The sequence below is a fragment of the Alcaligenes sp. Me129 genome, assembly GCF_050487245.1.
Taxonomy (GTDB): Bacteria; Pseudomonadota; Gammaproteobacteria; order Burkholderiales; family Burkholderiaceae_B; genus Alcaligenes; species Alcaligenes phenolicus.
Map to the genome: position 1 here is coordinate 97,141 of NZ_JBKQGX010000010.1, position 21,887 is coordinate 119,027.

At 55.9% G+C, this 21,887-nt stretch carries 19 protein-coding genes and 1 other RNA gene; 9 read left to right on the top strand and 11 right to left on the bottom strand.

Annotated elements, in window-relative coordinates; translation table 11 throughout:
• Positions 1–16: 16 nt before the first annotated feature.
• Positions 17–3,460 carry a hybrid sensor histidine kinase/response regulator gene (locus ACLPGZ_RS12225; RefSeq protein WP_022983262.1) on the top strand — a complete coding sequence of 1,148 codons (3,444 nt, stop codon included), beginning with the start codon at positions 17–19 and terminating at the stop codon, positions 3,458–3,460.
• On the opposite strand, the gene ACLPGZ_RS12230 is transcribed toward ACLPGZ_RS12225, so the two are convergent.
• From ACLPGZ_RS12230 to sstT, 7 genes are all read right to left on the bottom strand, one after another.
• Complete coding sequence (locus tag ACLPGZ_RS12230; protein ID WP_035272636.1) at positions 3,447–4,109, bottom strand: response regulator transcription factor; 663 nt, start codon at positions 4,107–4,109, stop codon at positions 3,447–3,449. The two genes, ACLPGZ_RS12225 and ACLPGZ_RS12230, sit on opposite strands and share 14 nt — an antisense overlap.
• A 130-nt stretch (positions 4,110–4,239) precedes the next feature.
• On the bottom strand, positions 4,240–5,904 hold the full coding sequence (locus ACLPGZ_RS12235; RefSeq protein WP_035272637.1) for a cation acetate symporter: 1,665 nt from the start codon (positions 5,902–5,904) through the stop codon (positions 4,240–4,242).
• Positions 5,901–6,212, bottom strand: coding sequence for a DUF485 domain-containing protein (locus tag ACLPGZ_RS12240; RefSeq protein WP_009456280.1), 312 nt, complete (start codon positions 6,210–6,212; stop codon positions 5,901–5,903). The genes ACLPGZ_RS12235 and ACLPGZ_RS12240 overlap by 4 nt, the downstream gene beginning before the upstream one ends.
• Before the next feature lie 286 nt (positions 6,213–6,498).
• A complete protein-coding gene (locus tag ACLPGZ_RS12245) occupies positions 6,499–7,347 on the bottom strand; it encodes a MurR/RpiR family transcriptional regulator (RefSeq protein WP_060186888.1) in 849 nt (282 codons plus the stop codon).
• Between the two features lie 194 nt (positions 7,348–7,541).
• On the bottom strand, positions 7,542–8,045 hold the full coding sequence (locus ACLPGZ_RS12250; protein WP_009456284.1) for a nucleoside 2-deoxyribosyltransferase: 504 nt from the start codon (positions 8,043–8,045) through the stop codon (positions 7,542–7,544).
• A gap of 333 nt (positions 8,046–8,378) precedes the next feature.
• Positions 8,379–9,047: a LysE family translocator gene (locus tag ACLPGZ_RS12255; protein ID WP_429641415.1), complete on the bottom strand. Its 669-nt coding sequence runs from the start codon at positions 9,045–9,047 to the stop codon at positions 8,379–8,381.
• Positions 9,048–9,169: 122 nt separating this feature from the next.
• On the bottom strand, positions 9,170–10,396 hold the full coding sequence (gene sstT, locus ACLPGZ_RS12260; RefSeq protein WP_239054458.1) for a serine/threonine transporter SstT: 1,227 nt from the start codon (positions 10,394–10,396) through the stop codon (positions 9,170–9,172).
• Between the two features lie 144 nt (positions 10,397–10,540).
• On the opposite strand from sstT, the gene ssrA reads away from it, so the two are divergent.
• The 4 genes from ssrA (at position 10,541) to ACLPGZ_RS12280 (ending at position 13,522) form a co-directional block, all read left to right on the top strand.
• Positions 10,541–10,902: a transfer-messenger RNA gene (gene ssrA / locus ACLPGZ_RS12265) on the top strand.
• Between the two features lie 116 nt (positions 10,903–11,018).
• Positions 11,019–11,642, top strand: a complete 624-nt coding sequence (locus tag ACLPGZ_RS12270) for a glutathione S-transferase family protein (protein WP_035272643.1) — start codon at positions 11,019–11,021, stop codon at positions 11,640–11,642.
• Positions 11,643–11,797: 155 nt separating this feature from the next.
• A complete protein-coding gene (locus ACLPGZ_RS12275) occupies positions 11,798–12,733 on the top strand; it encodes an NAD(P)/FAD-dependent oxidoreductase (protein WP_239054457.1) in 936 nt (311 codons plus the stop codon).
• 93 nt (positions 12,734–12,826) lie between these two features.
• Positions 12,827–13,522, top strand: a complete 696-nt coding sequence (locus ACLPGZ_RS12280) for a class I SAM-dependent methyltransferase (RefSeq protein WP_239054456.1) — start codon at positions 12,827–12,829, stop codon at positions 13,520–13,522.
• Between the two features lie 56 nt (positions 13,523–13,578).
• Here ACLPGZ_RS12280 and ACLPGZ_RS12285 read toward each other — a convergent pair whose 3' ends face one another.
• On the bottom strand, positions 13,579–14,040 hold the full coding sequence (locus tag ACLPGZ_RS12285) for an Rrf2 family transcriptional regulator (RefSeq protein WP_088452992.1): 462 nt from the start codon (positions 14,038–14,040) through the stop codon (positions 13,579–13,581).
• A gap of 128 nt (positions 14,041–14,168) precedes the next feature.
• Positions 14,169–14,822 carry an FMN-binding negative transcriptional regulator gene (locus ACLPGZ_RS12290; protein WP_239054455.1) on the bottom strand — a complete coding sequence of 218 codons (654 nt, stop codon included), beginning with the start codon at positions 14,820–14,822 and terminating at the stop codon, positions 14,169–14,171.
• Positions 14,823–14,927: 105 nt separating this feature from the next.
• Here ACLPGZ_RS12290 and pdxR point away from each other — a divergent pair, with 105 nt between their 5' ends.
• Positions 14,928–16,427 carry a MocR-like pyridoxine biosynthesis transcription factor PdxR gene (gene pdxR, locus ACLPGZ_RS12295; protein WP_239054454.1) on the top strand — a complete coding sequence of 500 codons (1,500 nt, stop codon included), beginning with the start codon at positions 14,928–14,930 and terminating at the stop codon, positions 16,425–16,427.
• A 121-nt stretch (positions 16,428–16,548) separates the two neighbouring features.
• Here pdxR and ACLPGZ_RS12300 read toward each other — a convergent pair whose 3' ends face one another.
• Positions 16,549–17,448, bottom strand: coding sequence for a LysR family transcriptional regulator ArgP (locus ACLPGZ_RS12300; protein WP_239054453.1), 900 nt, complete (start codon positions 17,446–17,448; stop codon positions 16,549–16,551).
• Between the two features lie 110 nt (positions 17,449–17,558).
• On the opposite strand from ACLPGZ_RS12300, the gene ACLPGZ_RS12305 reads away from it, so the two are divergent.
• The 3 genes from ACLPGZ_RS12305 to ACLPGZ_RS12315 all read left to right on the top strand — a co-directional run bounded on the left by ACLPGZ_RS12305 (position 17,559) and on the right by ACLPGZ_RS12315 (position 19,408).
• Entirely contained in the window at positions 17,559–18,176 is a 618-nt protein-coding gene (locus tag ACLPGZ_RS12305; protein ID WP_115634046.1) for a LysE/ArgO family amino acid transporter, read from the top strand.
• 203 nt (positions 18,177–18,379) lie between these two features.
• The gene (locus tag ACLPGZ_RS12310) at positions 18,380–18,871 is read left to right on the top strand and encodes a RidA family protein (protein ID WP_009456291.1); all 492 of its coding nucleotides are present in this window, start codon (positions 18,380–18,382) and stop codon (positions 18,869–18,871) included.
• Positions 18,872–18,904: 33 nt separating this feature from the next.
• Positions 18,905–19,408, top strand: a complete 504-nt coding sequence (locus tag ACLPGZ_RS12315; protein WP_251196214.1) for a GNAT family N-acetyltransferase — start codon at positions 18,905–18,907, stop codon at positions 19,406–19,408.
• A gap of 99 nt (positions 19,409–19,507) precedes the next feature.
• Here ACLPGZ_RS12315 and ACLPGZ_RS12320 read toward each other — a convergent pair whose 3' ends face one another.
• The gene (locus tag ACLPGZ_RS12320; RefSeq protein ID WP_376910917.1) at positions 19,508–21,250 is read right to left on the bottom strand and encodes an ABC-F family ATP-binding cassette domain-containing protein; all 1,743 of its coding nucleotides are present in this window, start codon (positions 21,248–21,250) and stop codon (positions 19,508–19,510) included.
• Between the last annotated feature and the right edge of the window lie 637 nt (positions 21,251–21,887).

Genomic DNA, 21,887 nt, shown 5'->3' on the forward strand with positions numbered 1-21,887 from the left:
GTAGGAGACAGTGCAGATGACGCCAGCCTGGGTGGTGTTGGCCTCGTTGATTTACGCCGCAATTTTGTTCGCCATTGCCTGGTTCGGGGACAGGAATCCTTTGTATACCCAGCGCCCCTGGTTGCGACCTACGGTCTACAGCCTGGCCCTGGCTGTGTACTGTTCGTCGTGGACGTTTTACGGCGCGGTCGGGTCGGCCGTGCGCTATGGCATTGGTTTTCTGCCTATTTATCTTGGCCCCATGCTGATGCTGCTGTTTGGCTGGCGGATTATTGAACGTCTGGCGCTGGTGGCTCAATCCCAGAACACGGTTTCCATTGCGGACTTCATGGCCAGTCGTTATGGGCGCTCGCAGCGCTTGGCGGCCATGGTGGCGGGGATTGCCGTGGTGGCGGCCGTGCCGTATCTGGCCCTGCAATACAAGGCGGTGGCCTTGAGTTTGAGTGTGCTGGCCGGGACCGAGTTTCACGCCGGGCTGTTTGGTGATCCGGCCTTGTATGTCGCGATTTTGATGGCCTTGTTTTCTATTCTGTTTGGAACACGCCAGGTGGACGCGACCGAGCATAGACCGGGTTTGATGCTGGCCGTGGCCTTTGAGTCCGTGGTGAAACTGGTGGCCTTGGTGGCGGTTGGCCTGTTCGCCTTTCGCTGGTTTGGCAAGACTGAACTGAATATGGTGGGGGCCGTCAGCACACTGTTCGAGAACAGTCCGCCGGTGGGTTTTGTCGGTCAAACCTTGCTGGCCTTTGCCGCGATTATTTGTTTGCCCCGTCAGTTCCATGTGGCCATTGTGGAATGTGGGGACGTGGTGGATATACGGCGGGCGCGCTGGTTGTTTGGGGCGTATCTGCTGGTGGTCAGCGTCATGGTCTTGCCTATTGCTGCGGCAGGTGTCAGCCTGTTTGGCGTTGGGGGCGAGGGCGTGGCGCCGGATAGTTTTGTGCTGGCCTTGCCCCTGTCGCAAAACCAGGTTGGCTTGGCCTTGATGGTTTACATAGGCGGTTTTTCGGCCGCAACAGGCATGGTCATTGTGACCAGTGTGGCGCTCTCAACCATGGTCAGTAATGACTTGGTGATGCCTTTGCTGCTGCGTCGTGGCTGGGCGCAGTATCAGCAAAGTACGGTGGCTTCCACAGTGCTATGGATACGCCGTGTCGCCATCATGGCGCTGGCGGGTGTGGCTTACGGCTATTACATGCTCAGTGGCAGCGATACGACCCTGGCCGCTTATGGGCTGATGGCCTTTGTGGCGGTTGCGCAGTTTGGGCCGGGCTTGATTGGTGGTTTGTATTGGCGCGGTGCCAGTCGACAGGGCGTAGAGGCCGGACTGCTATTGGGCTTTGCCATCTGGGTCTATACCTTGCTTTTGCCGACGCTGACCGAGGTGGGCTGGCTGGCGGATGATTGGTTGTATCACGGGCCATTTGGCCTGTCCTGGCTGCGCCCTTATCAACTTTTTGGCGTAGAGGGCTGGGACCCGCTGACACATGGCACTTTCTGGTCCCTGCTGTGCAATATCAGCGCCTTTTTGTGGGTGTCCTGGCGCCGGCGTCCGGGCTTGGGAGAGCGCTTGCGGGCCGAACCGTTTCTTAATCCTTATGCGGAGCGGCAGACCTTGGCGGCCCGTCATTCTTATGGGGATTTGTCGGTCCAGGATTTGCTGCTTTTGGCAGAGCGTATCGTTGGTAAAAAAATGGCGAAGCGGGCTTTTGAAACGCAGGCCAGACAGGCCAAGCAATCGCTGGAGCCTGGTTTGCGGGCGGATAGTTCCTGGGTGCATTTCACGGAGCTATTGCTGGCAGCTGCGGTGGGGGCCGCGTCCGCGCGCCTGGTGCTGACCAGCGCCTTGCGTGGTTCGGGCATGGAGGTGGCTGCCATCATGGCCGTGCTGGATGAGGCGGGGCAGGAACTGCGTTTCAATCGGGATATTTTGCTGGCCACCCTGGAGAACATTGATCAGGGTGTCAGTGTGGTGGATGCGGACATGCGGCTGGTCGCCTGGAACCAGCGCTATCAGCAGTTATTCGATTACCCGCCCAGCATGTTGTACGTGGGGAGGTCCGTGGCGGATCTGATTCGCTTTAATGCCGAGCGGGGCAAGGTCGATGGCGTGGAAAGCATAGGGGTGGAACAAGCTATAGAACGTCGTATTCAGTTTATGCGCGAAGGCTCTTCCTATGTGACTCAGCGTATGTTGAATGACAAGCAGGTGATCGAGCTGCGGGGGCGGCCTTTGCCGGGCGGCGGTTATGTCACCAGCTATAGCGATATCACGCACTACAAGCGCGTGGAGCGCGAGCTGCGAGAGATGAACGACAGCCTGGAGCAGCGTGTCGCGGTGCGTACGCAGGAGGCGGAAAAAGCTCAGGAGTCTCGTACCCGATTCCTGACGGCCGTCAGCCACGATGTGCTGCAACCGATTAACGCGGCACGTCTGTTTGCGTCGGCCTTGCGCGATACGCATGACCTGGCGGAGATGCCCAATCTGGCCGAACGAGTCGATACCTCTTTGCGTACGGCGGAGGAGTTGCTGGAAGGCCTGCTGGATATTTCCCGTCTGGATGCCGGAGCCTTGAAGCCGGATCTGGGCGTGATCAATGTGCAGCATCTGCTGCAGCATTTGGCAGACCAATACGCTCCTATGGCTGCACGACGTGGTATCCAGTTGCGGATTCATGCTCGACCTTTGCAGGTGTATAGCGACCATCGTCTGCTGCGGCGCGTGCTGCAGAATTTCCTGGCCAATGCCTTGCGCTACACCCAGGAAGGACGAGTGGTGTTTGGCGTGCGTGTCCGGGGCGAGGAGCTGGAGTTTCAGGTCTGGGACTCAGGCCAAGGTATCCCGCCACATCATATTCAGCAGATTTATGCGGAGTTTCATCGCTATGAACAAGCCTTCGATTGGGATGGCCGTGGCCTGGGCTTGGGCCTGTCCATTTGCCAACGTATTGCGGTCTTGTTGGGGCATACGCTGGATGTTCGATCCGAAGTGGGGCGTGGCAGCATGTTCTCCATTCGCGTTCCTTTGAGTGACGCTACGCAGGCCAGCAGTCAGCAAAATAACGAGTCCAGCAAGCCTGCCGATGGCTTGCCTTTAACAGGCTTGCGTGTGCTGTGTCTGGATAACGATCTGGATATTATTGCGGGTATGGAAGTGCTGCTGGGGCGTTGGGGAGCACAAATTATCACCGCCAATACGGTAGATAGCGCTTTGGAGAAAATTGCCTTGAGTCCCGATGTCTTGCTGGTGGATTATCACTTGCATGATAGGCTGGACGGCTTGCAGGCACTGCAACTATTGCGTTTGCATCTGCCTCATGCGCAAGGCGCTTTGTTGACGGCGGATGGTAGCGACGAGCTGAAAGCGGCGGCTCGACAATATGGCTATCTGGTGCTGACCAAGCCGGTAAAGCCCGCTTCGCTGCGAGCTTTTCTGACCGCGCAAATTAAAACGTATTAGCGTCCTGGGATTCGTCCTGGTTCAGGCCAAGATGACTGGCCATCAAGACGGCCTGAGTACGATTGGAAGCACCCAGCTTGCGCAGGATGGCCGTCATGTGTGCCTTGATGGTGGCTTCCGAGACATTCAGTTCGTAGGCAATTTGCTTGTTCAGTTGCCCGGTGCTGAGCATTTGCAGAACGCGAAATTGTTGCGGTGTCAGCTCGCGCAATTTCGCCGCGACCTCCCGTTCGTCCAGGCTGATGCCCGGAGAGGAAGAGCCGATTTCCGGCAACCAGGTGCCACCATCCAGAACCACCTGCAGGGCTACGCCCAGCGTCTGTGCATCAATCGATTTTGGGATGAAGCCCATGGCTCCGTGATCCATGGCGCGGCGCATGAAGCGTGCCTCTTCATGGGCGGTGACCAGAATGATGGGCAGGCAGGGGTAGGTCGCGCGTAAATGGACTAAAGCGCTGAAACCGATTGCCCCTGGAATATCCAGATCCAGCAAGAGCAAATCGGCGTCAGGATGGTCGTCGACCAGGGGATACAAATTGGAGATACGATCCGCTTCGTAGATGGCCGTGCCGGGAAACAGGTTGGCGACGACGCCTCGTAACGCCTCACGAAATAGTGGGTGATCGTCAGCAATGAGCAGTTCATTCATGTGGGGATTATGCCATGTTCAAGTATCTGTAATGGTGCCTGCCAGGATGAGCTGCACATCAGTAAAAACAGGGCACCGAAATGCCCTGTTTTTTGTCCCTGCGTGCTGATTAAGTCAGCGTTGAAAAGGTTTAGTGAGCGCTGGCGCTGGCAGCACCAATACCGGTTTGACTGCGTACGGTCAGAGCCTCGAAGGCTTCGCGTTCCTGGGTAGCGCGGGCGCTGTTATCCAGGGTCGAGAACAGCCAGATCGAGAAGAAAGCCAGCGGAATGGACAGGATGCCAGGGTTAGGGAAGGGGGTGATGGGCTCGGCAAAACCGAATACATCGACCCACACCGTGCTGCTCAGGACCACCCACACTGTGGCGGTGACCAGGCCCAGAAAACCGCCAATGGTGGCACCACGCGTGGTGCAGCCACGCCAGGCAATCGACAGCACCAGGACCGGGAAGTTGGCACTGGCTGCAATGGCAAAGGCAAGGCCCACCATGAAGGCGACGTTCTGGTTTTCAAAGATAATGCCCAGCAAAATCGCCAGCACACCCAACACCACTGTGGAGATACGCGAAATGCGCATCTGGTCTTTTTCGGTGGCGCGGCCTTTGGCAATGACGTTGGCGTACAGGTCATGCGAAATGGCGGCGGCACCGGCCAAGGCCAAGCCTGCAACCACGGCCACAATCGTGGCGAAGGTAACTGCTGCCAGGAAGCCCAGCAACAGGTTGCCGCCTACTGCATTGGCCAGGTGCACCGCCACCATATTGGTGCCGCCAATCAGGTTGGTCAGCATATTGAAGGAGCCGTCCGGACCCGTCTGGAAGTACTCGGGATGCTTGACCAGCAAGGCAATCGCACCGAAACCGATGATGAAGGTCAGCAGGTAGAAGTAACCAATAAAGCTGCTGGCGTAGATCACGGATTTGCGGGCTTCCTTGGCGTCCGCCACGGTGAAGAAGCGCATCAGGATATGGGGCAGACCTGCGGTACCGAAGGCCAGTGCAATACCCAGGGACAGCACGTTCAGCGGGTTGCTGCTGACGGCAGCGCCGGGCTCAAGAATGGCGTGTCCGGTAGGGTGTGTTTCCACGGCAGCGGCCAGCATGCTGTCCACATCCCAGTAGAATGCTGCCAGAACCAGAATTGTCATCAGCGTGGCACCGAACAACATCAGTACGGCCTTGATGATTTGCACCCAGGTGGTGGCCGTCATGCCGCCAAAGGTGACGTAAATCATCATCAGCGAACCTACAATCACCACGGCCACGTTGTAGTCCAGACCAAACAGCAGCACGATCAGCTTGCCAGCGCCGACCATTTGCGCGATCAGGTACAGGGCGATGATCAATAGGGAGGCACTGGCCGCCAGAATCCGCATGGGGTTTTGCGACAGGCGAAACGAGGTGACGTCGGCAAAGTTGTAGCGGCCCAGATTGCGCAGGCGCTCTGCAATCAGGAACATCACAACCGGCCAGCCGAACATGAAGCCGATGGCGTAAATCATGCCGTCGAAACCGCTGACGTAGACCATGCCCGCAATCCCCAGGAAAGAAGCGGCGGACAGATAGTCCCCGGCAATTGCCAGGCCGTTTTGAAAGCCGGTCAAACCGCCACCGGCGGTGTAAAAGTCGGACGTGGTGCGTGTACGGCGGGCTGCCCACCAGGTAATGACCATGGTCCCGGCAATAAAGATCAGGAACATCACAATGGCAGAGGTATTGGCCTGGCCGGAAGAGGCTGCCATGGCATTGCCACTGGCCATGCCAAACAGGCCCAGGCTCAGAAGTAGTTTCTTCATGTCACGTCCTTCATGATTTGAGCCAGCAAGGGGTCATACACCTTGTTGGAAATGTAGACGAAGGTGGACACCAGGACGACGGCACTAATGAGCACAATGGCGGCGCTAAGTACGCCAATGGTCATGGTCATGGAACCGACAGAACGGCTGAAAAGTTCGGGGTCAAAGGCCAGGGTCAAGATAAAACCGGCGTACACAATCACGGTCAAGCCGAAAAAAATCAGGCTCATGCGGTTGCGTCTTCTAAGCAGTTCTTGATAGGCAGGGTGCTGAGTTACTGCCGTCACGACAGTATTGGCTGAGCTCATTCTTATGTCTCCTTATGGGGTTTGATGATTCTTGGCATCGAGGCTCTCTAAACACGGCGTGTACAGAGAGTTGGCGCTTGAGGGCGCTCTGTGTACAGCATGTATAGAACGAATCAACTTTTCCCAACAGGCGACTTTGGTCGTAGATGAGGGAGGAGAAGGCTCTGATTTTGGAGCCTTGGTTTAGCTGGGCGGGGCAAATGATGCAGGAGACGCACAGGCACAAGAGCTGGTCTCTTCTGCTCTGAGTGGCTCGCAGAGCTTGAAAAGGGAGTTTTTTGTTAGTTCAAAACAGCGCGTCAGCGGTGGCCAGTTCTTGTTCTGATTCATCACGGCGATCAGCGCCACGTACTTTCAGTATTTCGGACAGCAGCAGATGAGACAGGCTGGCAACGGCCACCGAATTATCAGGCAGCGCTTCAGGCCCAGGCTGGCAGGGAAGGGACCAGCGGGTCTTGGGCCGCTCTTTGTAATCCTGGTCGGTGATCAGCACGATGTCCGTACAGCGTGTTTCCAGGCGTCCGATCAGTTCCGGCATTTGGCTGGGGCGTGGATGCAAATCAAAAACAATCACGACATCCTGGTGCTGAATGTCGGCCAGGTAGTCGGAGACGGTTTGCCCCGCTCCGGGGATAAGCCGTACGCCCGGCATGAGTTTGGACAAATGCCAGTAAAAATGCCCGGCCAGAAAGTAGTTTGCCTGCAAACCCACCAGCCAAACCTGCCGCGCACGGCTGATGGCCTGACTGGCTTCCTGCAGAACAGAATGGGACAGATGCCGATAGGTATTGCCCAGCTTGCTATAGCTTTCCTGCAAGTGTGAGTGCAAGGCGGCCTCGCCCGGAGATAGCGGCTGGTGGACCGAGGTGAAGGAGTCATCCGTTCTTTCCGTGCGAATCTGCTTGCGCGCCGCTTCGTAGTTGGCGTATTCCAGACGACGGATCAGACGTGTGACAGTGGCATTGGAAACTTGGGCCAGACTGGCGAGTTCCGAGGCGTTGTAGCTGGATAAATCACCCGAGAAATCCAGTGTGAATTGGGCCAGACGTCGCTCGGAGGCGGGGAGATCACTAAGAATGGCGCGTACACGATCAAGAAAAGAGATGTTGCTGGTGTCTGGCATGGTGTTGGGCATAGCCCTGTTTTTTTGATTCAGGAAAAGGGGGTGCTGCGGGGAACCAATTGTGGTTCCTGTGTACGGGCAGGGAATTTCAAGTTCACATCATACCTGAGTACAAGATGCGTTTAATTTCCCTGAAAACCGTTTAATTTTGACTCTGTTTGACTGCTTGTGATTGATTAATCAGCAGTATTTTTTCCGAAAATGAATTAGCCAATAGCTTTGAAATAATCCTGTGCGGCGATCAGGGCATCCGTAAAGGAACCGTGTACAAACTCCGTGCTGATCGCCACCATCAAGTTCGAGGGCAGGCCAAAGTCTTCGATCAGCGCACCATTGCGATCACGCCAGATCTGGCTGGCCGGGTCCAGCACAACTGGGCTGTAGTGCTCGCGTACGGTGTCCAGAACGGTATCGGCGGTAGAGCGGTAGGTAAAAACAGGCAGGCCCTGGGCTACGGCGTAACCGATTTCAAAAGCGGTGCCGGTATCAATCTCTGCGCCTCGAAAGGGCGTGATGTTGGCCAGAACCGCATCGGCTTGGTCCAGCAGACGAATATTATGGTGGTAGATAGCCGAGGCCTCGATCTCTTCCTGATCAACGGGATGCAAGGGCTTGAAGCCAAAGTCTCGTACCAATTGCTTGTGCAGCTTGGCACGCTCGGTGGCATCGCTGAAAAACACATCAGGACCCGCTAAATAGATACGCTTCATCTTGGCTCCTTGTTGATTCGGGGTGAAGGGAAATCGTGCCGGTTCAGGCTGGGCTGCTGGCCGCTGGGGCAAACCGGAATTTGTGAGACATGGCTGTTCTGAACCCATAGCAGGCTATTCGTGGTGGCCATCTGAATGATGATATACGATCCCATCAGCCTGAACATGGCGCTGGGTGAAAGGACCTGGCACGGGTTTGCGGTTTGTCGTTTGGCCTGTTGCTCTAGCGTCACGGATGGTGAGGTGCAGTCTTGTGGTAGGCAAGACTGGCTTGCAGCACATAAGAAAAAGGGACCGATTCAGGTCCCTTGTTTTCCTTGGAGGTTGCGATCTTCAGTTGACATTGCCGCGTCGATACAGACTTAACGCAATACCCAGACCTGCCAGCATGCCAGCACAAGCCCGGTTCAACCAACGCATAGCCTTGCCGGAAAGCAGCCGCATGGCGTGATGGCCACCCACGGCGTAGACAGTCATTAAAGCCATATCAATCAGGGCTGTGACCAAGGCCAGTGTGATGTACTGAACGGCAATCGCTTCTTCCGGACGAATGAATTGCGGCAAAAATGCAGAGAAGAACAGCAGCGCTTTAGGGTTGGACAGGGCAACCAGCAAAGATCGCAGAAAAGCCGCGCGACCCGTCCGAACTTTTTCCGTGGGAGTGTCTGTCTGGATAGAGCTGACCGGAGCGTGCCAGAGACCATAGGCCAGATAGAGCAGATACGCCGCACCTATCCACTTCACCACTGTGAAAAGCTGCTCGGAGGCAAGCAGCAGCGCGCCCAGTCCACAGCCGACAGCAGCAATCAGAATCAGGTCCGAGAGCGCCGCACCCGCAATACCGCATGCTGCGATCCGTTTGCCGCCATGTGCACCATTGTTCAAGGCAAGCAGCATGGTGGGACCCGGCATGACAGTGACGGCCGATACTGCAACGATATACAGAGAAAGGCTGGCTAAATCCACGAAGATTCCTTGGTAAGAGTCTGATTGCAGAAGCATTGAGTGCCTGCGCACTCAAGCATGGCGGCGGGTACTTGGGCTGAGGCAATCAGGCGTTGCTTGATCGGCCTACAAAAAAGGCCAGCCTGAATGGCTGGCCCCTTGTGCGTCAAGATATCAAATCAGGCACGGCCTGGTTCGAGTGTTGCCGCAGCGGTAAACAGCACGTCGGTCGAGGAGTTCAAGGCCGTTTCTACCGAGTCTTGTACCACTCCAATCACAAAGCCTACGCCAACCACTTGCATGGCGACATCGTTGGAAATTCCGAACATATTGCATGCTAGTGGAATCAGCAGCAAAGAGCCACCGGCCACGCCAGACGCACCGCAAGCAGCAATGGTAGCCACCAGGCTCAGCAACAGGGCGGTAGGCAGGTCAGCCGGGATTTCCAGTGTGTGCACCGCAGCCAGCGTCAAGACGGTAATCGTGACGGCAGCACCGGCCATATTGATGGTGGCACCCAGTGGAATTGAAACCGAGTAGGTATCTTTATGCAGGCCCAGGCGTTCGCACAAAGCCATGTTCACAGGGATGTTGGCCGCAGAACTGCGGGTGAAAAAGGCTGTGATACCGCTTTCACGCAGGCAGGTGAATACCAGCGGGTAGGGGTTGCGACGAAGCTTGGCAAACACGATCAAGGGGTTGACGACCAGAGCCACCACCAACATGCAGCCTACCAACACGAGCAGCAGCAAACCGTATTGGCGCAGCGCATCAAAGCCGGACTCGGCAATGGTGACGGCTACCAGACCAAAAATACCTAGCGGCGCAAAGCGAATGACCAGGCGCACCAAGGACGACACGGCATTGGCCATATCGGTCAGCAGGTCGCGAGAACCTTGCGAGCCGTGTTTCAGCGCCAGGCCCAGAGCAATAGCCCAGGCCAAAATGCCCATGTAGTTGGCGTTGAGCAAGGCATCAACCGGGTTCACCACAATGCTGGTCAGCAGATCCAGCAATACCTCAACGATATTGCCAGGAGGGTTCAAGGTGGCATCGGCCAGATCCAGCTTGAGCTTGACGGGGAAGGCGAAGCTGGCGATTACGGCAATCAGTGCAGCCAGGAAGGTGCCCAGCACGTACAAGAGCAAAATAGGACCCATGCGGGTGGAGGACTGGGCTTTTTGGTTGGCAATGGAAGACATCACCAGAACAAACACCAGAATCGGCGCAACCGACTTCAAGGCAGAGACAAATAATTGGCCCAGCAGGGCGATCGAGTGCGCGGCATCGGGAGCAAAGCGTCCCAGCAAAATACCGGCGACCAAACCGATCACAATTTGAGTAACAAGACTGCCGTGCAGGATAAAGCCTAATGGGCCTCTGGCTTGATTGGCGGGATGGGCCATGAAAAGCGACTCCAAACAAATGGGTAGGCGTGAAGTACGTGAAAAACGCTCTGGCGAGGACTCAGCCAGAGCGCGGAAGAGGGTTATTCTAGCATCAGGTGCTATACATTTTGTAGCCGATGTGATATGGTTGTTAATCCACATGGGGTCGACATGGCTTCGACGTGGGTCAAGAAGCAGATCAGGGCGTGTCGAGCACCAGTACGCTCGTAAATCCACTGGAAAACTACAAACGCCAACGACGAGCGTTTCGCTCTAGCCGCTTAAGGCTGGGCCACTGCACTAATTTGTCTTTGGGTTAGGTAGGGCAACCTACAGCAGTGTTATTTACAAAGAATCGAATCGGCCTGCGCCACGAAGTCCGGTTCTAAAACTTAGTGGATCGCCAAGGAAAGGCCTGTCAATTGGCACAGTCCAAGGTTAAAACTTAAAATTAATTGACTACACATGTAGAACTGTCTGTGGACGGCTTGCGGACGGGGGTTCAATTCCCCCCGACTCCACCAAGATATCCCAAGAAACCCAACAGCTTAACGGCTGTTGGGTTTTTTGTTTTCTGCTTGCCCAACAAGGCTTCAGCGTCATAATGATCCTTTCGTTTTATGGACAAAAGGAGATCGACATGTCTCGTTGGGTGTTCTATTCCGCGCCAGGGACCTGCGCGCTTGCAACTCATATTGCACTGCATGAAGCAGGGGCTGACTTTGATGTGGTCAAGCTGGATTTTGGTGCGAATCAACAGCAAAGCCCGGAGTTTCTGCGGGTCAATCCCAAGGGGCGTGTGCCGGCACTGGTGACAGAGCAGGGGGCTTTGACGGAAACTCCGGCTTTGCTGGCTTTTGTGGCGCAGAGCTTTCCGGATGCCAAGCTGGCGCCTGTGAATGATCCTTTTGGATTCGCCCGTATGCAGGAGCTGCATAGCTATCTGGCGTCCACGGTGCATGTGGCCCACGCACATAAGCGCCGTGGCTCTCGTTGGGCAGATGATCCAGCGGCGGAAGAAGCCATGCGCGCCAAGGTGCCGCAGAACATGACGGTTTGTGCGGCTTATCTGGAGTCCTTGATTGTGGGTCCCTGGGTGTTGGGCGATCAGTTCAGCGTAGCTGATGCTTATCTGTATACAGTAGGTGGTTGGCTGGAGGGGGATGCAGTCGATATGAGCCAATTTCCCAAACTAAGTGCTTATCTGGAGCGGGTAGGGGCGCGTGAAGCCGTGCGCAAAGCGGTAGCCGAGGCCGCTGCCTGAACGGCATTCTTTATATGCGTTGCGCTGTGTTCAGCATGGCGTAACGCCTCTCTTCCTATTCCCGAATCAAAATCGTAACAAACATAGTTCCATGAGTTGACCTGTTTTTCTCTAATACGTAACATGAAAAGATACGTTAAAGAGAAGGTGAATTTATGGACTTCGACATCATCATCGTCGGTGGCAGTTTTGCGGGTCAGGCTGCGGCGATTCAATTGGGTCGGGCGCGGCGGCGCGTACTTTTATTGGACGCGGGACAGCCCCGGAATCGCTTTGCCCAGGCCTCTCATGGTTTTCTGGGGCAAGACGGGCAGGCTCCGGCGGCCATCATGGCGACGACAAAACTTCAGCTTGCGAAGTACGAGACGGTCGAGCAGCGAGCCGGGCGTGCTGTGGAGGTTCATGCCATTGAGGGTGGGTTTCAGCTATTGACCGAGGACGCCCAGACAGTCCGTGCGAGTCGCCTGATTCTGGCCACTGGCGTCAAGGACAGCTTGCCTGATATTCCCGGTGTGCAGGAGCGTTGGGGCAGCAGCGTGCTGCATTGTCCTTATTGCCATGGCTTTGAGCTGAACCAGCAGCCGTTGGGTGTGTTGGCCAGCAGCGAGCTGGCTATACATCAAGCCATGCTGGTGCCAGATTGGGGGCCGACCACGTTGTTTACTCAAGCTGCATTTACACCGAGTGCAGAGCAGGAAGTCCAACTGACAGCGCGTGGCGTGCAGATCGAAAAGACACCGATTGCAGAGCTGTTGGGAAGCAAGCCTGGGCTGGAGGCAGTGCGTTTGCAGGATGGCAGAATCGTGGCTATTTCCGGCCTGTTTGTAGCGCCCAAAACAGAGCTGGCCAGTGACCTGGCCATACAGCTGGGTTGCAAGCTGACAGCGGGCCCTACGGGGTCTTTTATTGCTGTGGACCCCATGCAGCACACGTCCGTGCCGGGTGTGTTTGCGGCGGGTGATGCTGCCAGTCCCATGGCTAATGCCACCCTCGCAGCCGCCGCGGGGGTAATGGCGGCGGGTGGGGCACATCATTCCTTGATTTATGGCTTGGCGGAGCAGGCTGGAGCCAGCTCGGAAAAGGCTGCATGAGGCCAGAGCAATGTCCAGCGCCAAACTCCACGCAGACCGAGTAATGGCATAGGGTGTATCCATGCCATTGCTTACCACTCGCTCAGGATTTCAATGAAAACACCCACTTCCGTCCAGCCCTTTAGCGATCCTGCCTTGGTCGCCCGGTATGCCGATACAACACCACAGCGCATTCCTGGCTTCCATGATCTTCATCGCATGGCCTTGATCCTGCTTTCCGAACGAGCAAAGAGCAATGCCAGGATTCTGGTTCTGGCAGCAGGTGGCGGGCTGGAGTTGAAGTCTTTTGCGCAAGTCCGTCCAGATTGGTCTTTTGCGGGAGTCGATCCCTCGCAAGCCATGCTGGATCTGGCAGCCCAGGTGCTAGGGCCTTTGGGCTCGCAAGTGGATTTGATACCAGGCTATGTGGACGATGCACCGCTGGAGCTGTTTGATGGTGCTACTTGTCTGCTGACTCTGCATTTCTTGTCAAAAGCAGAGCGCTTGTCGCTGTTGAAGTCCTTGCTCGCACGCTTGAAACCGGGGGCGGCGCTTGTGGTGGCCCATCATTGTCGGCCAGAGGAGGGGGCAACTGAGGACTGGCTAGCCCGATCCATCGCCTTTGCTACAGGGACGGAAACTACGGCGGAAGCGATAGGTTCTGCATCAAATATGGCCCGGCATTTGACGCTGTTAAGCCCGCAGGAGGAAGAGAGTTTGTTGCGGGAGGCCGGGTTCTCGTCACCAGCCTTGTTCTATGCTGGGCTCTCGTTCCGGGGTTGGGTAGCCTATGCGGATGATCAGGCCTAATTGCTCAGCCTTTGCTCTTGTATTGATTCTGCCCTGAACCAAGCAGAGCCTGCGGATTATTGCTCTGCCATTTTCCTGTCCAGCTCTGCCATTTCTGCCTTATAGAGCTGCTCAAACTCGGCCAATAGCTCTGCCAGGGGGATGGCTTCCAGCCTTTGCATGACCAGGGCTTCCGCTTCCTTGAGCACATCGCCCAAGGCGGCGTTAACCACTTTGGCGACACCGCAGCTTGGGTTCTCGTTCTCGTGGCCGATAAAGAAGATACGCGGTCCCCCAACCGCCTTGTGTATGTCCAGCAGCGTGACTTCTTGCAGATCACAGCTTAGCGTCCAGCCGCCCCCGTGCCCTTTCTCGGAGCGCACGTAGCCCGCCTTGCGCAAGCCGGCCATGGTGCGTCGGACGACCACAGGATTGGTGCTGAGCATGGTGGCGATTTGCTCGGAGGTAAATGGCTGATCGTGCCTGGCCATGTGCAGCAAAACATGCAGCATGCGGGAGAGCCGACTATCACTTCTCATATTCTTGACCTTGTAATGCACCGGGGAAGGGGGGAGGGTGTCCCGGTGCACGATGTCACATTATAAGTAGCAAGAAGGGGATAGTCCGAGCGGGGTGGTTCGTACTTTGCAGTTGGCCGTCCCCTTGCTTATTTCGTGGCCTCTTGTGCCCGTTTGTCTACTGCCACCGCCTGCATCGCACTGCCAATGAAATGATCTCCCTGGCTGATTAATGCTGCTGATGCGGCCTCCACATCCCGAGCCTCCTTATTCTGGCTCAGCTTGGTTTTGCCGATCAGCCGAGTGATCTCGATTTCAATTCCGACAATGGCTTTCAGCATGGCGTCGATATAGTCCTTGGGGCCATCCGTCATCTTCCAGGGCACGGGCTGGCTGGCTTCGTGGATGCGGGTCAAACGTGCCACGGCACCGCGAACATAGCGTTCTTCATCGCGTATTCTTACTCGCCCATAGGCGTGTACCACGATGTAGTTCCAGGACGGGACTTGCTTGTGTGTTTCCAGTTTGCTTGGAAACCACTGTGGGGAGATGTAGGCGTCTCCTGCACGGAATATCACCATCACTTCGTCGCCGTTTTCCAGGTCTTGCCAGACGGGATTGTTTCTGGCGACGTGGCAGTGCAGTACTCCTTGTGCACCTTCCTGGGGATGCAGCATGAAGGGCAGGTGATTCGCGCTTAATCCGCTTTTGCCATGGGCGATCAGAATGCCCAGGGGATGCTGGGCGATCAGCTCGTGCAGTGGTTCAGGCCGGGATTCATTGAAGTGAGCGGGGATATACATCGTTGTCTTTCTTGGCTTGGGATTCAGGATCAATGTGTCTATTATTGGTCTATTCTGGATCATTGATCTGGACCAGTTTGGCGCTATTTTTATGGACCACAATTCATGTCTCGTACTGCTCATAATCCAAAGGTTCCTTCCCTTGGCGAACTGGACCGAAGTACAGGGGGCCTGGGCCGTCAGTTGGCGCAGAAGTTGCGCGAAGCAGTAAAAAACGGTGCGCTCAAGCCGGGTGAATCCTTGCCCTCCACACGAGCCTTGGCAGCGTCCCTGGGTGTCGCCCGCGGCACGGTCGTAGAGGCTTTCGAGCAACTGATTGCCGAAGGTTTTCTGGAGTCCTCGCCGGGCGTAGGCACTTACATCGCTCACTCGCTGGCCAATCCCGAAACAAGGCCGAAGAAGCGCAGGACGGCATCGCTGCCTGCCCAGCCTGCACCACTTGCCGCCCAGCCATTCAATACGGTTGCGGCTCAATTTCAGCCTTTGCCCTCTGCCCCGTTTGCCGTGTCGATCCCCTTGGGTGCCGCCGCGCCAGGCCCCATCTGGCGACGCTTGGGGAATCGCTTGAGGGCCCATGGTCAGGGCGCGCCGGGTGGTTATGGGGACCCTCAAGGCGCCTTGCCATTACGAGAGGCTATTGCAGAGTACGTGCGCCGGTCACGCTCGGTGCGCTGCGAGGCGGAGCAGGTCATTGTGACGACGGGTACACAGCAGGGCTTGTTTCTGGCTTGTTTGGTGTTGATGGGCAGGCAGGATTTTGCCTGGGTAGAGAACCCCGCCTATCCCGGTATTACCGCGATCTTGAATACGATAGGTTCGCCGGAACGTATGGTTCGTGTACCTGTGGATGAAGAGGGGCTGGATGTGGCTGCGGGCATACGTTTGCAAGCAGATGCGCGGCTTGCCTTTGTCACTCCCTCGCATCAATATCCTTTGGGCATGCCCATGAGCATGGCGCGGCGCAATGCCTTGTTGGCCTGGGCACGCGACAGGTCCGCCTGGATTGTCGAAGATGATTACGACAGCGAGTTCCGCTACAGTGGCCATCCCTTTCCTTCCTTGCAGGGCCTGGACCCGGAGCGAGTGGTCTATCTGGGGACCTTCAGCAAGGTGTTGTTTCCCTCGCTGCGCCTGGGCTATGCGATTGTGCCGCCGCAGTTGGTCCAGGCTTTTTGCGGAGCGCGCGTTCTGCTGGATCGGCATCCGCCCAGTGCAGACCAGCATGTCTTGGCCAGCTTTATTTCAGAGGGGCATCTGGAGCGCCATATTCGGCGTATGCGCGGGATCTACACCCAATGTCGTAACCACCTTTTTGAGATTGTGCGCGAGGTTTTGCCCAGTGACTTGGCCAGCTTGCAGCCAAGCGATCAAGGCATGCATTCCGTCTTGTGGCTGGCCTCGCCGGTTGATGATGTGGTGGTGGCGCAGCGGGCCATGAAGGAAGGCGTGGCAGTGCGTCCCGTCTCACCCATGTATCACGCTGGGCAGGGGCCTTCGGGACTGATTCTGGGTTTGAGCGCATTCAGTCCCGAGCAAATGAAGGAAGCGGCGCAGAAGCTGGCGCGCATTATTTCTGAGCTTGCCCGACCTTCCAGAACCAGATGAAAGTCCTGAGTGCTGTTCTCGACAAGTCTGTGGCAAGAGCCGGCATGAGTCAGACTTCTGCCATCTTCCTGAAGTGGAAAACTCCACCCATTGTTTCCCCGTACGGGCCTCAAAGAGCTGTTCAAGAAGGCGCCGGCAGCAATGTGGTGCTGGTCGCTTCTTGAAGGGCTCTACCCATATTGCGCAAGGTGTCGGAGCGGATAGCCGCATGTTGCCAATACAAAGGCACATCCAGCCACAGGCCGGGGGCGACTAAAGCCAGCTCTTCGGCGGCCAAGGCATCGCTGACCATGGAGTCGGGTGCCAGACACCATCCCAGGCCCAAAGCCGCTGCTTTCACAAAGCCGGTGGAGGTGGGCAGGTAGTGGATGGGAGGGGCTACGGATTCATTCGTGATTTGGCGTATAAAGCGCCACTGCAATTCGTCCTTGCGGTTAAAGACGATCATGGGGGCTTGAGCCAGGGATTCTGCGTCTATTCCCCATCCAAAATGGCGGGCCACAAACTCGGGAGAAGCAATGGCCTGATAGCGCATGATGCCCAAGGCCTGCACCTCGCAGCCTTGAAGGGGGGCAGGTTCGGCAGTGACCGCGCCCAGCACGGAGCCATTACGTATCAATTCCAGTGTGTGGTCCTGGTCATCCACGCGCACATCAAACAGGTAGCCATATTCCTGACTTAGCCGGGACAAGGCTTCCAGAAACCAGGTGTCCAGCGAGTCACTATTGACCGCAATGGCGATAGGCCGTCGTGGGCCATTTTGCTCTGGCAGGAAGTCTGCGACGGCCTCGGCTTCCAGAACCTGCATGGGCCGTACACGACGCAGCAGCAACTCTCCCGCCGGTGTTGGACGACAAGGCGGCTGGCGCAGGACCAGCACTTGCCCCAGTCTGTCCTCCAGCGCTTTGATACGCTGCGAGATGGCTGAGGTGGTGATGTACAGCTTGCGCCCGGCCGCTTCAAAACTGCCTTCTTCCAGGACGGCCGTAAATGCTCGTAGTTGTGGGTGCAGCAGATCCATAATTGGCTTGTTTGATTAATTATTCTTAATTAAGTGAAGAATAATTAGCTTTTCTTAAACTGTAAATGACAGCACCATAACGCAGTTTTTCAATTCTGTGGATGGCTGGCATGTTCTTCTCTGTTGTTGCAACTGGCTTTCTGACGGGGGCGGGCCTGATCATGGCTATCGGCACTCAAAATGCCTTTGTGTTGCGACAGGGCTTGGAGCGTAGTCATGTGGGGCTGGTGGTGGCAATCTGCGCGCTGGCCGACATTGTCCTGATTCTGGGGGGCGTGGCTGGCATTGGTACGTTGGTAGAGGAATGGCCTGGTTTGCTGCAAGTTCTGCGCTTTGGTGGTGCGGCTTTTCTGGCCTGGTATGGGCTGCTGGCCGCGCAGCGGGCCTGGACGGGTAAAGGAAGCCTGATGGCCGGGCAGGGGAGCGAGCGCAATCGACGCCGTATCTTGCTGACCTGTCTGGCGTTCACCTTTTTGAACCCCCACGTCTATCTGGATACGATGGTGCTGTTGGGCAGTTTGTCCACGCCTTATCCCGGTAACTTGCAGTGGGCATTTGCTTTGGGGGCCTGTGCGGCCAGTGCCAGCTGGTTTCTGGCCTTGGGCTATGGGGCACGGTTGCTGCAACCTGTGTTTCGTCAGCCGTTGGCCTGGCGTGTACTGGATGGCAGCATCGCTGTTTTCATGCTGGCTTTGTGTGCTTTATTGCTGTTGAGGCCTTTGCATTAAGCCTTGGACTCCTTAGATATTTTCTGTGGATGCGATTGCTGCCTGGATAACAGCCCGCTGCACAGACTACAGAAAGACAGTTTTTTTGAATCAAAAGATAACTGTCTGAACTTTAGAGCGGCTTTCTGAAATTAAATAGGCTTTAGGGAAGAGCTTGTACCTAATGAAGTCTTGGTTTTTACACCTTCAATCAGGAGAAAACTATGAATGTCGTGAAGATGCTTGCCTCTGCTGCTCTGATCAGTAGTCTGGCTGCGCCGGCGTTGGCGCAGGATGTGAAGCGCCATCCTATTCCCAATTCGGATTTCCCGATTCTGACGGCAGTGGAAGTGCCTGCCGGTAAAACCACGGTGTACTTGAGCGGTACCGTTCCCGCTGTGCGTGACAAGTCGGCTGATGCAGCCAGCACGGCAGCCTATGGCAATATGCAGCAGCAAACCGAGTCCATCATGGAGCAGATCAAGGCTCAACTGGAAGGCATGGGCATGTCGGTAGGGGACATTATCAAGATGCAGGCCTTCCTGGTTGCTCCGGAGGGTGGCAAGTTGGATTTTGACGGCTTCATGGCAGGCTATTCCAAGTACTTTGGAACCAAGGAGCAGCCAAATCTGCCTGTGCGATCAGCCATGGCGGTCCAGGCTCTGGTGAACCCAGGCTGGCTGGTCGAGCTGGAGGTGACGGCTGTACGGCCTTGATCGCCGCCAGATTTTTCTTGAAAAGGATGTGTTGTGATCTCTATTCGTCCGGTTCAGGGGCGGGAATGGCGCACGTATCAAGCATTGCGTCTTGGCGCCTTGCGTGATTGTCCCGATGCATTTGGGAGTACCTATGCCGTGGAGTCCACACATCCAGAGCATTTCTGGCAGGAGCGGATTCAAGCTGCTTGTGCGTCCGAGACGGACCGCGTCTTGTTCGCTGAAAAAGAGGGGCAGGCTTGCGGCCTGGTCTGGTGCAAGTTGTCTGCCTCAGAGCCTGTTCTGGCCGATATTTATCAGATGTGGGTGGCGCCGTCGGCGCGAGGTTTGCGAGCGGGTTTTGCTCTGCTGGATACCGCAGTGCAATGGGCAAAAAGCAGGCAAGCAGCCGGTGTTCGCTTAGGCGTGACCCTGACGAATGAAGCAGCCGTCCGGCTATATGAGAGTTACGGCTTTGTGCCCAGCGGAGAGCCCGAGCCTTTGCGTGAGGGTTCGTCCTTGATGTCGCAGACCTTGGTGCTGGATTTAGCAGACTGAAGCCCAGCTGATACAGACAGCCCCTTGTTGAATCTGACAACAAGGGGCTGTTTTTATGCCTTGCCGGATCTGTTGAGCAGTCAAGGCATAAGGTCTGGATTACTCCAGGTTCAAGGCTTGGCGCAGCTTGTGGATTTCCGCTTGCCAGACCTCTTGCAAGCCAGGCTTTTGATGCTTGGGCTTGCGTGCCAGATCAGCCTCCAGTTTGCTTTCCAGTTCAATCAGTTGCTCCAGCAATGTGTCGTCGCTGGAGGGGGTTGATTGAGCCCTTGTTGTGCTCCCTGGGCCCGGACTGAGGATGGGTGAGGATTTCTCTGGCTGATCTGTCTGGATCAGAGCGGCATACAACTGCGTCAAGTCCTGCATTTCCGTCAAGGAACCTTCGTCCACCAGCCAGAAGCGATTGCAGCTTTTCTCCAGCAGCTCCCGGTCATGGGTGACCAGGATAAAACCGCCTTTGAATTCGCATAGTTCCTCTGCCAGTTCTTCCTTGCCGTCCAGGTCCAGGTGGTTGGTTGGCTCGTCCAGAAAGAGCAGATGATAGTTGGCCAGCGACAGGGCAATAAACATCAGCCGAGCACGCTCGCCACCACTCAAGCTATCCACTTTCTGTGCATGCCGCAGATAAGGAAAACCGGCACTGATCAGCGCCATTTTCCTGACATCGTCCGGCAAGGGCGAAAAGTCCTGCAAGGCATGCAGCAAGGTCTTGGAACCATCCAGTTGCTGTTGGTCCTGGTCGTAATAACCAATGCGGCATTGCGGGTGAAACTTCAGCCCGTCCATGTCCGCCTCGTCCTGCCAGTAGCGCCATAGCTGACGCAATAAAGAGGATTTACCGCAACCATTGCGACCGACCAATCCGATGCGATCCCCGCTGCGCACTTGCAGGCCATGGGCTTGAAAGAGAGCAGGCAGGTTCTGTGCCGGGCTGACGACCATATCTGCAATATCCAGTAGGCGATCTGCCTTCATGTCCAGGCCATGCAGCTGCAAGGTCCAGGGTGTGCCATCCGTCAGATCGGTCTGGTTTTCGCGCAGTTTGGACAGGCGCTTTTCCATGCTTTGGGCTTTGCGGGAAAAGGTCTCGTTGTCGTAGACCTGTCCCCAGATAGCCAAGCGTTTTGCGCTTTGTTCGATGCGATCAATTTCCTTTTGCTCGCCTTGATAACGACGCAAATCCGCCTCATCTCGATTGCGCAACGCTTCACGCGCAGCCGAGCAGGGTAGAGAGAAAAAAGACAGCGTACGATCGCGCAAAATAATGGTGCTGTTGCACACGCGATCCAGCAAGCGCTGGTCGTGAGAGACCAGCACAAATGTGCCGCGCCAACTGCTTAGAAAGCCTTCTAGCCAAAGCAGGGAAGGCAAGTCCAGATGGTTGCTGGGTTCGTCCAGCAAGAGCAGATCAGGCTGGGTAATCAAGGCCCGTGCCAGCAGCAGGCGAGTGTATTGCCCACCACTTAAGGCACTGACCTGGGTATGCCAGTCCAGTTCCTGAAAGCCCATCTCGCCAAGCAAGCTTTCTGCGCGCCAGGCACCCGTATCGTGCTGCTCTGCGGGCAGGGCAGCCAGTACGGCGTTCAGCAAACTCAAGGCGTGCAGATCCGCTGGCAGGTATTGCTCAACACGCGCCAGAATGCAGTGGTTTGCTAGTGAAATACTGCCTTGCCTGGGCGTCAGTTCGCCGCAAAGCAGGCTGATTAAGGTGCTTTTGCCACAACCGTTGTGGCCTATAAGTCCAACTCGATCTCCGGCCTTGATAGTGAAGGCAATTTCTTTGAATAAAGGACCGGAAAGGGTTTCGTAAGAGAGTGAGTGGACTGACAGTAAAGTACTCATGACATGCTCAAGTTTTTTGGGTGCGCGGGTACAGCGCATCCTCGTCAATAGAAGCTGACGATAATTCTTGAGGCCTGAGTGAAGTCCTTCAGTAAGTTAATGCTTCGCTCAAGTCTAGATTATCGCGCTGCGAAATCGAAAACTTGAGCCGTTCTCTATACCAAAGAAGAGTGCATAAATGAATGTGCACATAGGTGTAGGATCTCCTCTTAATCAATGGGTTAGCCATGCTTGAAGCGGGTACAAAAGACTTGTTGAATCAACAAGCTTGTGGCCTCAGGGCAGGGTAAGGACTGGTTGTGCCTGGGAAAGAAAGACGGGTATGAAACACCGTTCGTCCCGACAAAACCGCAAGAGTGTGATTGTAATCAGGAAGCAGAACGATAGAAAACTCAGGCGTTGGTTTTTGGAGGGGTGTGTAGCATTCAAGATGCATTGTCCCTGTAGTAGCAGGGGGGTGCCTGACGGGTGTGTCACTGGCTACTGTGCCTTCATCTGGCCGCAAGGAACTGGTTTTTAGACTGTTTTTCGGTGTTCAGGCACCTGCTTGCAAGCGTCTGGATGGGTTGTTCCGCAGTAAAAAAAGCAGAATTATTACCATTTTAAAAATAGAGTATGACCATAATCTATCCTTGCT

Bases quoted from the DNA above. Each gene is read 5' to 3' on its own strand.
- ACLPGZ_RS12240 (WP_009456280.1), bottom strand. From the start codon at position 6,212: ATGAGCTCAGCCAATACTGTCGTGACGGCAGTAACTCAGCACCCTGCC.
- ACLPGZ_RS12245 (WP_060186888.1), bottom strand. From the start codon at position 7,347: ATGCCCAACACCATGCCAGACACCAGCAACATCTCTTTTCTTGATCGT.
- pdxR (WP_239054454.1), top strand. From the start codon at position 14,928: ATGTCTCGTACTGCTCATAATCCAAAGGTTCCTTCCCTTGGCGAACTG.
- ACLPGZ_RS12280 (WP_239054456.1), top strand. From the start codon at position 12,827: ATGAAAACACCCACTTCCGTCCAGCCCTTTAGCGATCCTGCCTTGGTC.
- ACLPGZ_RS12290 (WP_239054455.1), bottom strand. From the start codon at position 14,822: ATGTATATCCCCGCTCACTTCAATGAATCCCGGCCTGAACCACTGCAC.
- ACLPGZ_RS12305 (WP_115634046.1), top strand. From the start codon at position 17,559: ATGTTCTTCTCTGTTGTTGCAACTGGCTTTCTGACGGGGGCGGGCCTG.
- ACLPGZ_RS12310 (WP_009456291.1), top strand. From the start codon at position 18,380: ATGAATGTCGTGAAGATGCTTGCCTCTGCTGCTCTGATCAGTAGTCTG.
- ACLPGZ_RS12285 (WP_088452992.1), bottom strand. From the start codon at position 14,040: ATGAGAAGTGATAGTCGGCTCTCCCGCATGCTGCATGTTTTGCTGCAC.
- ACLPGZ_RS12225 (WP_022983262.1), top strand. From the start codon at position 17: ATGACGCCAGCCTGGGTGGTGTTGGCCTCGTTGATTTACGCCGCAATT.
- ACLPGZ_RS12235 (WP_035272637.1), bottom strand. From the start codon at position 5,904: ATGAAGAAACTACTTCTGAGCCTGGGCCTGTTTGGCATGGCCAGTGGC.
- ACLPGZ_RS12255 (WP_429641415.1), bottom strand. From the start codon at position 9,047: ATGCTTCTGCAATCAGACTCTTACCAAGGAATCTTCGTGGATTTAGCC.
- ACLPGZ_RS12250 (WP_009456284.1), bottom strand. From the start codon at position 8,045: ATGAAGCGTATCTATTTAGCGGGTCCTGATGTGTTTTTCAGCGATGCC.
- ACLPGZ_RS12230 (WP_035272636.1), bottom strand. From the start codon at position 4,109: ATGAATGAACTGCTCATTGCTGACGATCACCCACTATTTCGTGAGGCG.
- sstT (WP_239054458.1), bottom strand. From the start codon at position 10,396: ATGGCCCATCCCGCCAATCAAGCCAGAGGCCCATTAGGCTTTATCCTG.
- ACLPGZ_RS12300 (WP_239054453.1), bottom strand. From the start codon at position 17,448: ATGGATCTGCTGCACCCACAACTACGAGCATTTACGGCCGTCCTGGAA.
- ACLPGZ_RS12270 (WP_035272643.1), top strand. From the start codon at position 11,019: ATGTCTCGTTGGGTGTTCTATTCCGCGCCAGGGACCTGCGCGCTTGCA.
- ACLPGZ_RS12275 (WP_239054457.1), top strand. From the start codon at position 11,798: ATGGACTTCGACATCATCATCGTCGGTGGCAGTTTTGCGGGTCAGGCT.
- ACLPGZ_RS12320 (WP_376910917.1), bottom strand. From the start codon at position 21,250: ATGAGTACTTTACTGTCAGTCCACTCACTCTCTTACGAAACCCTTTCC.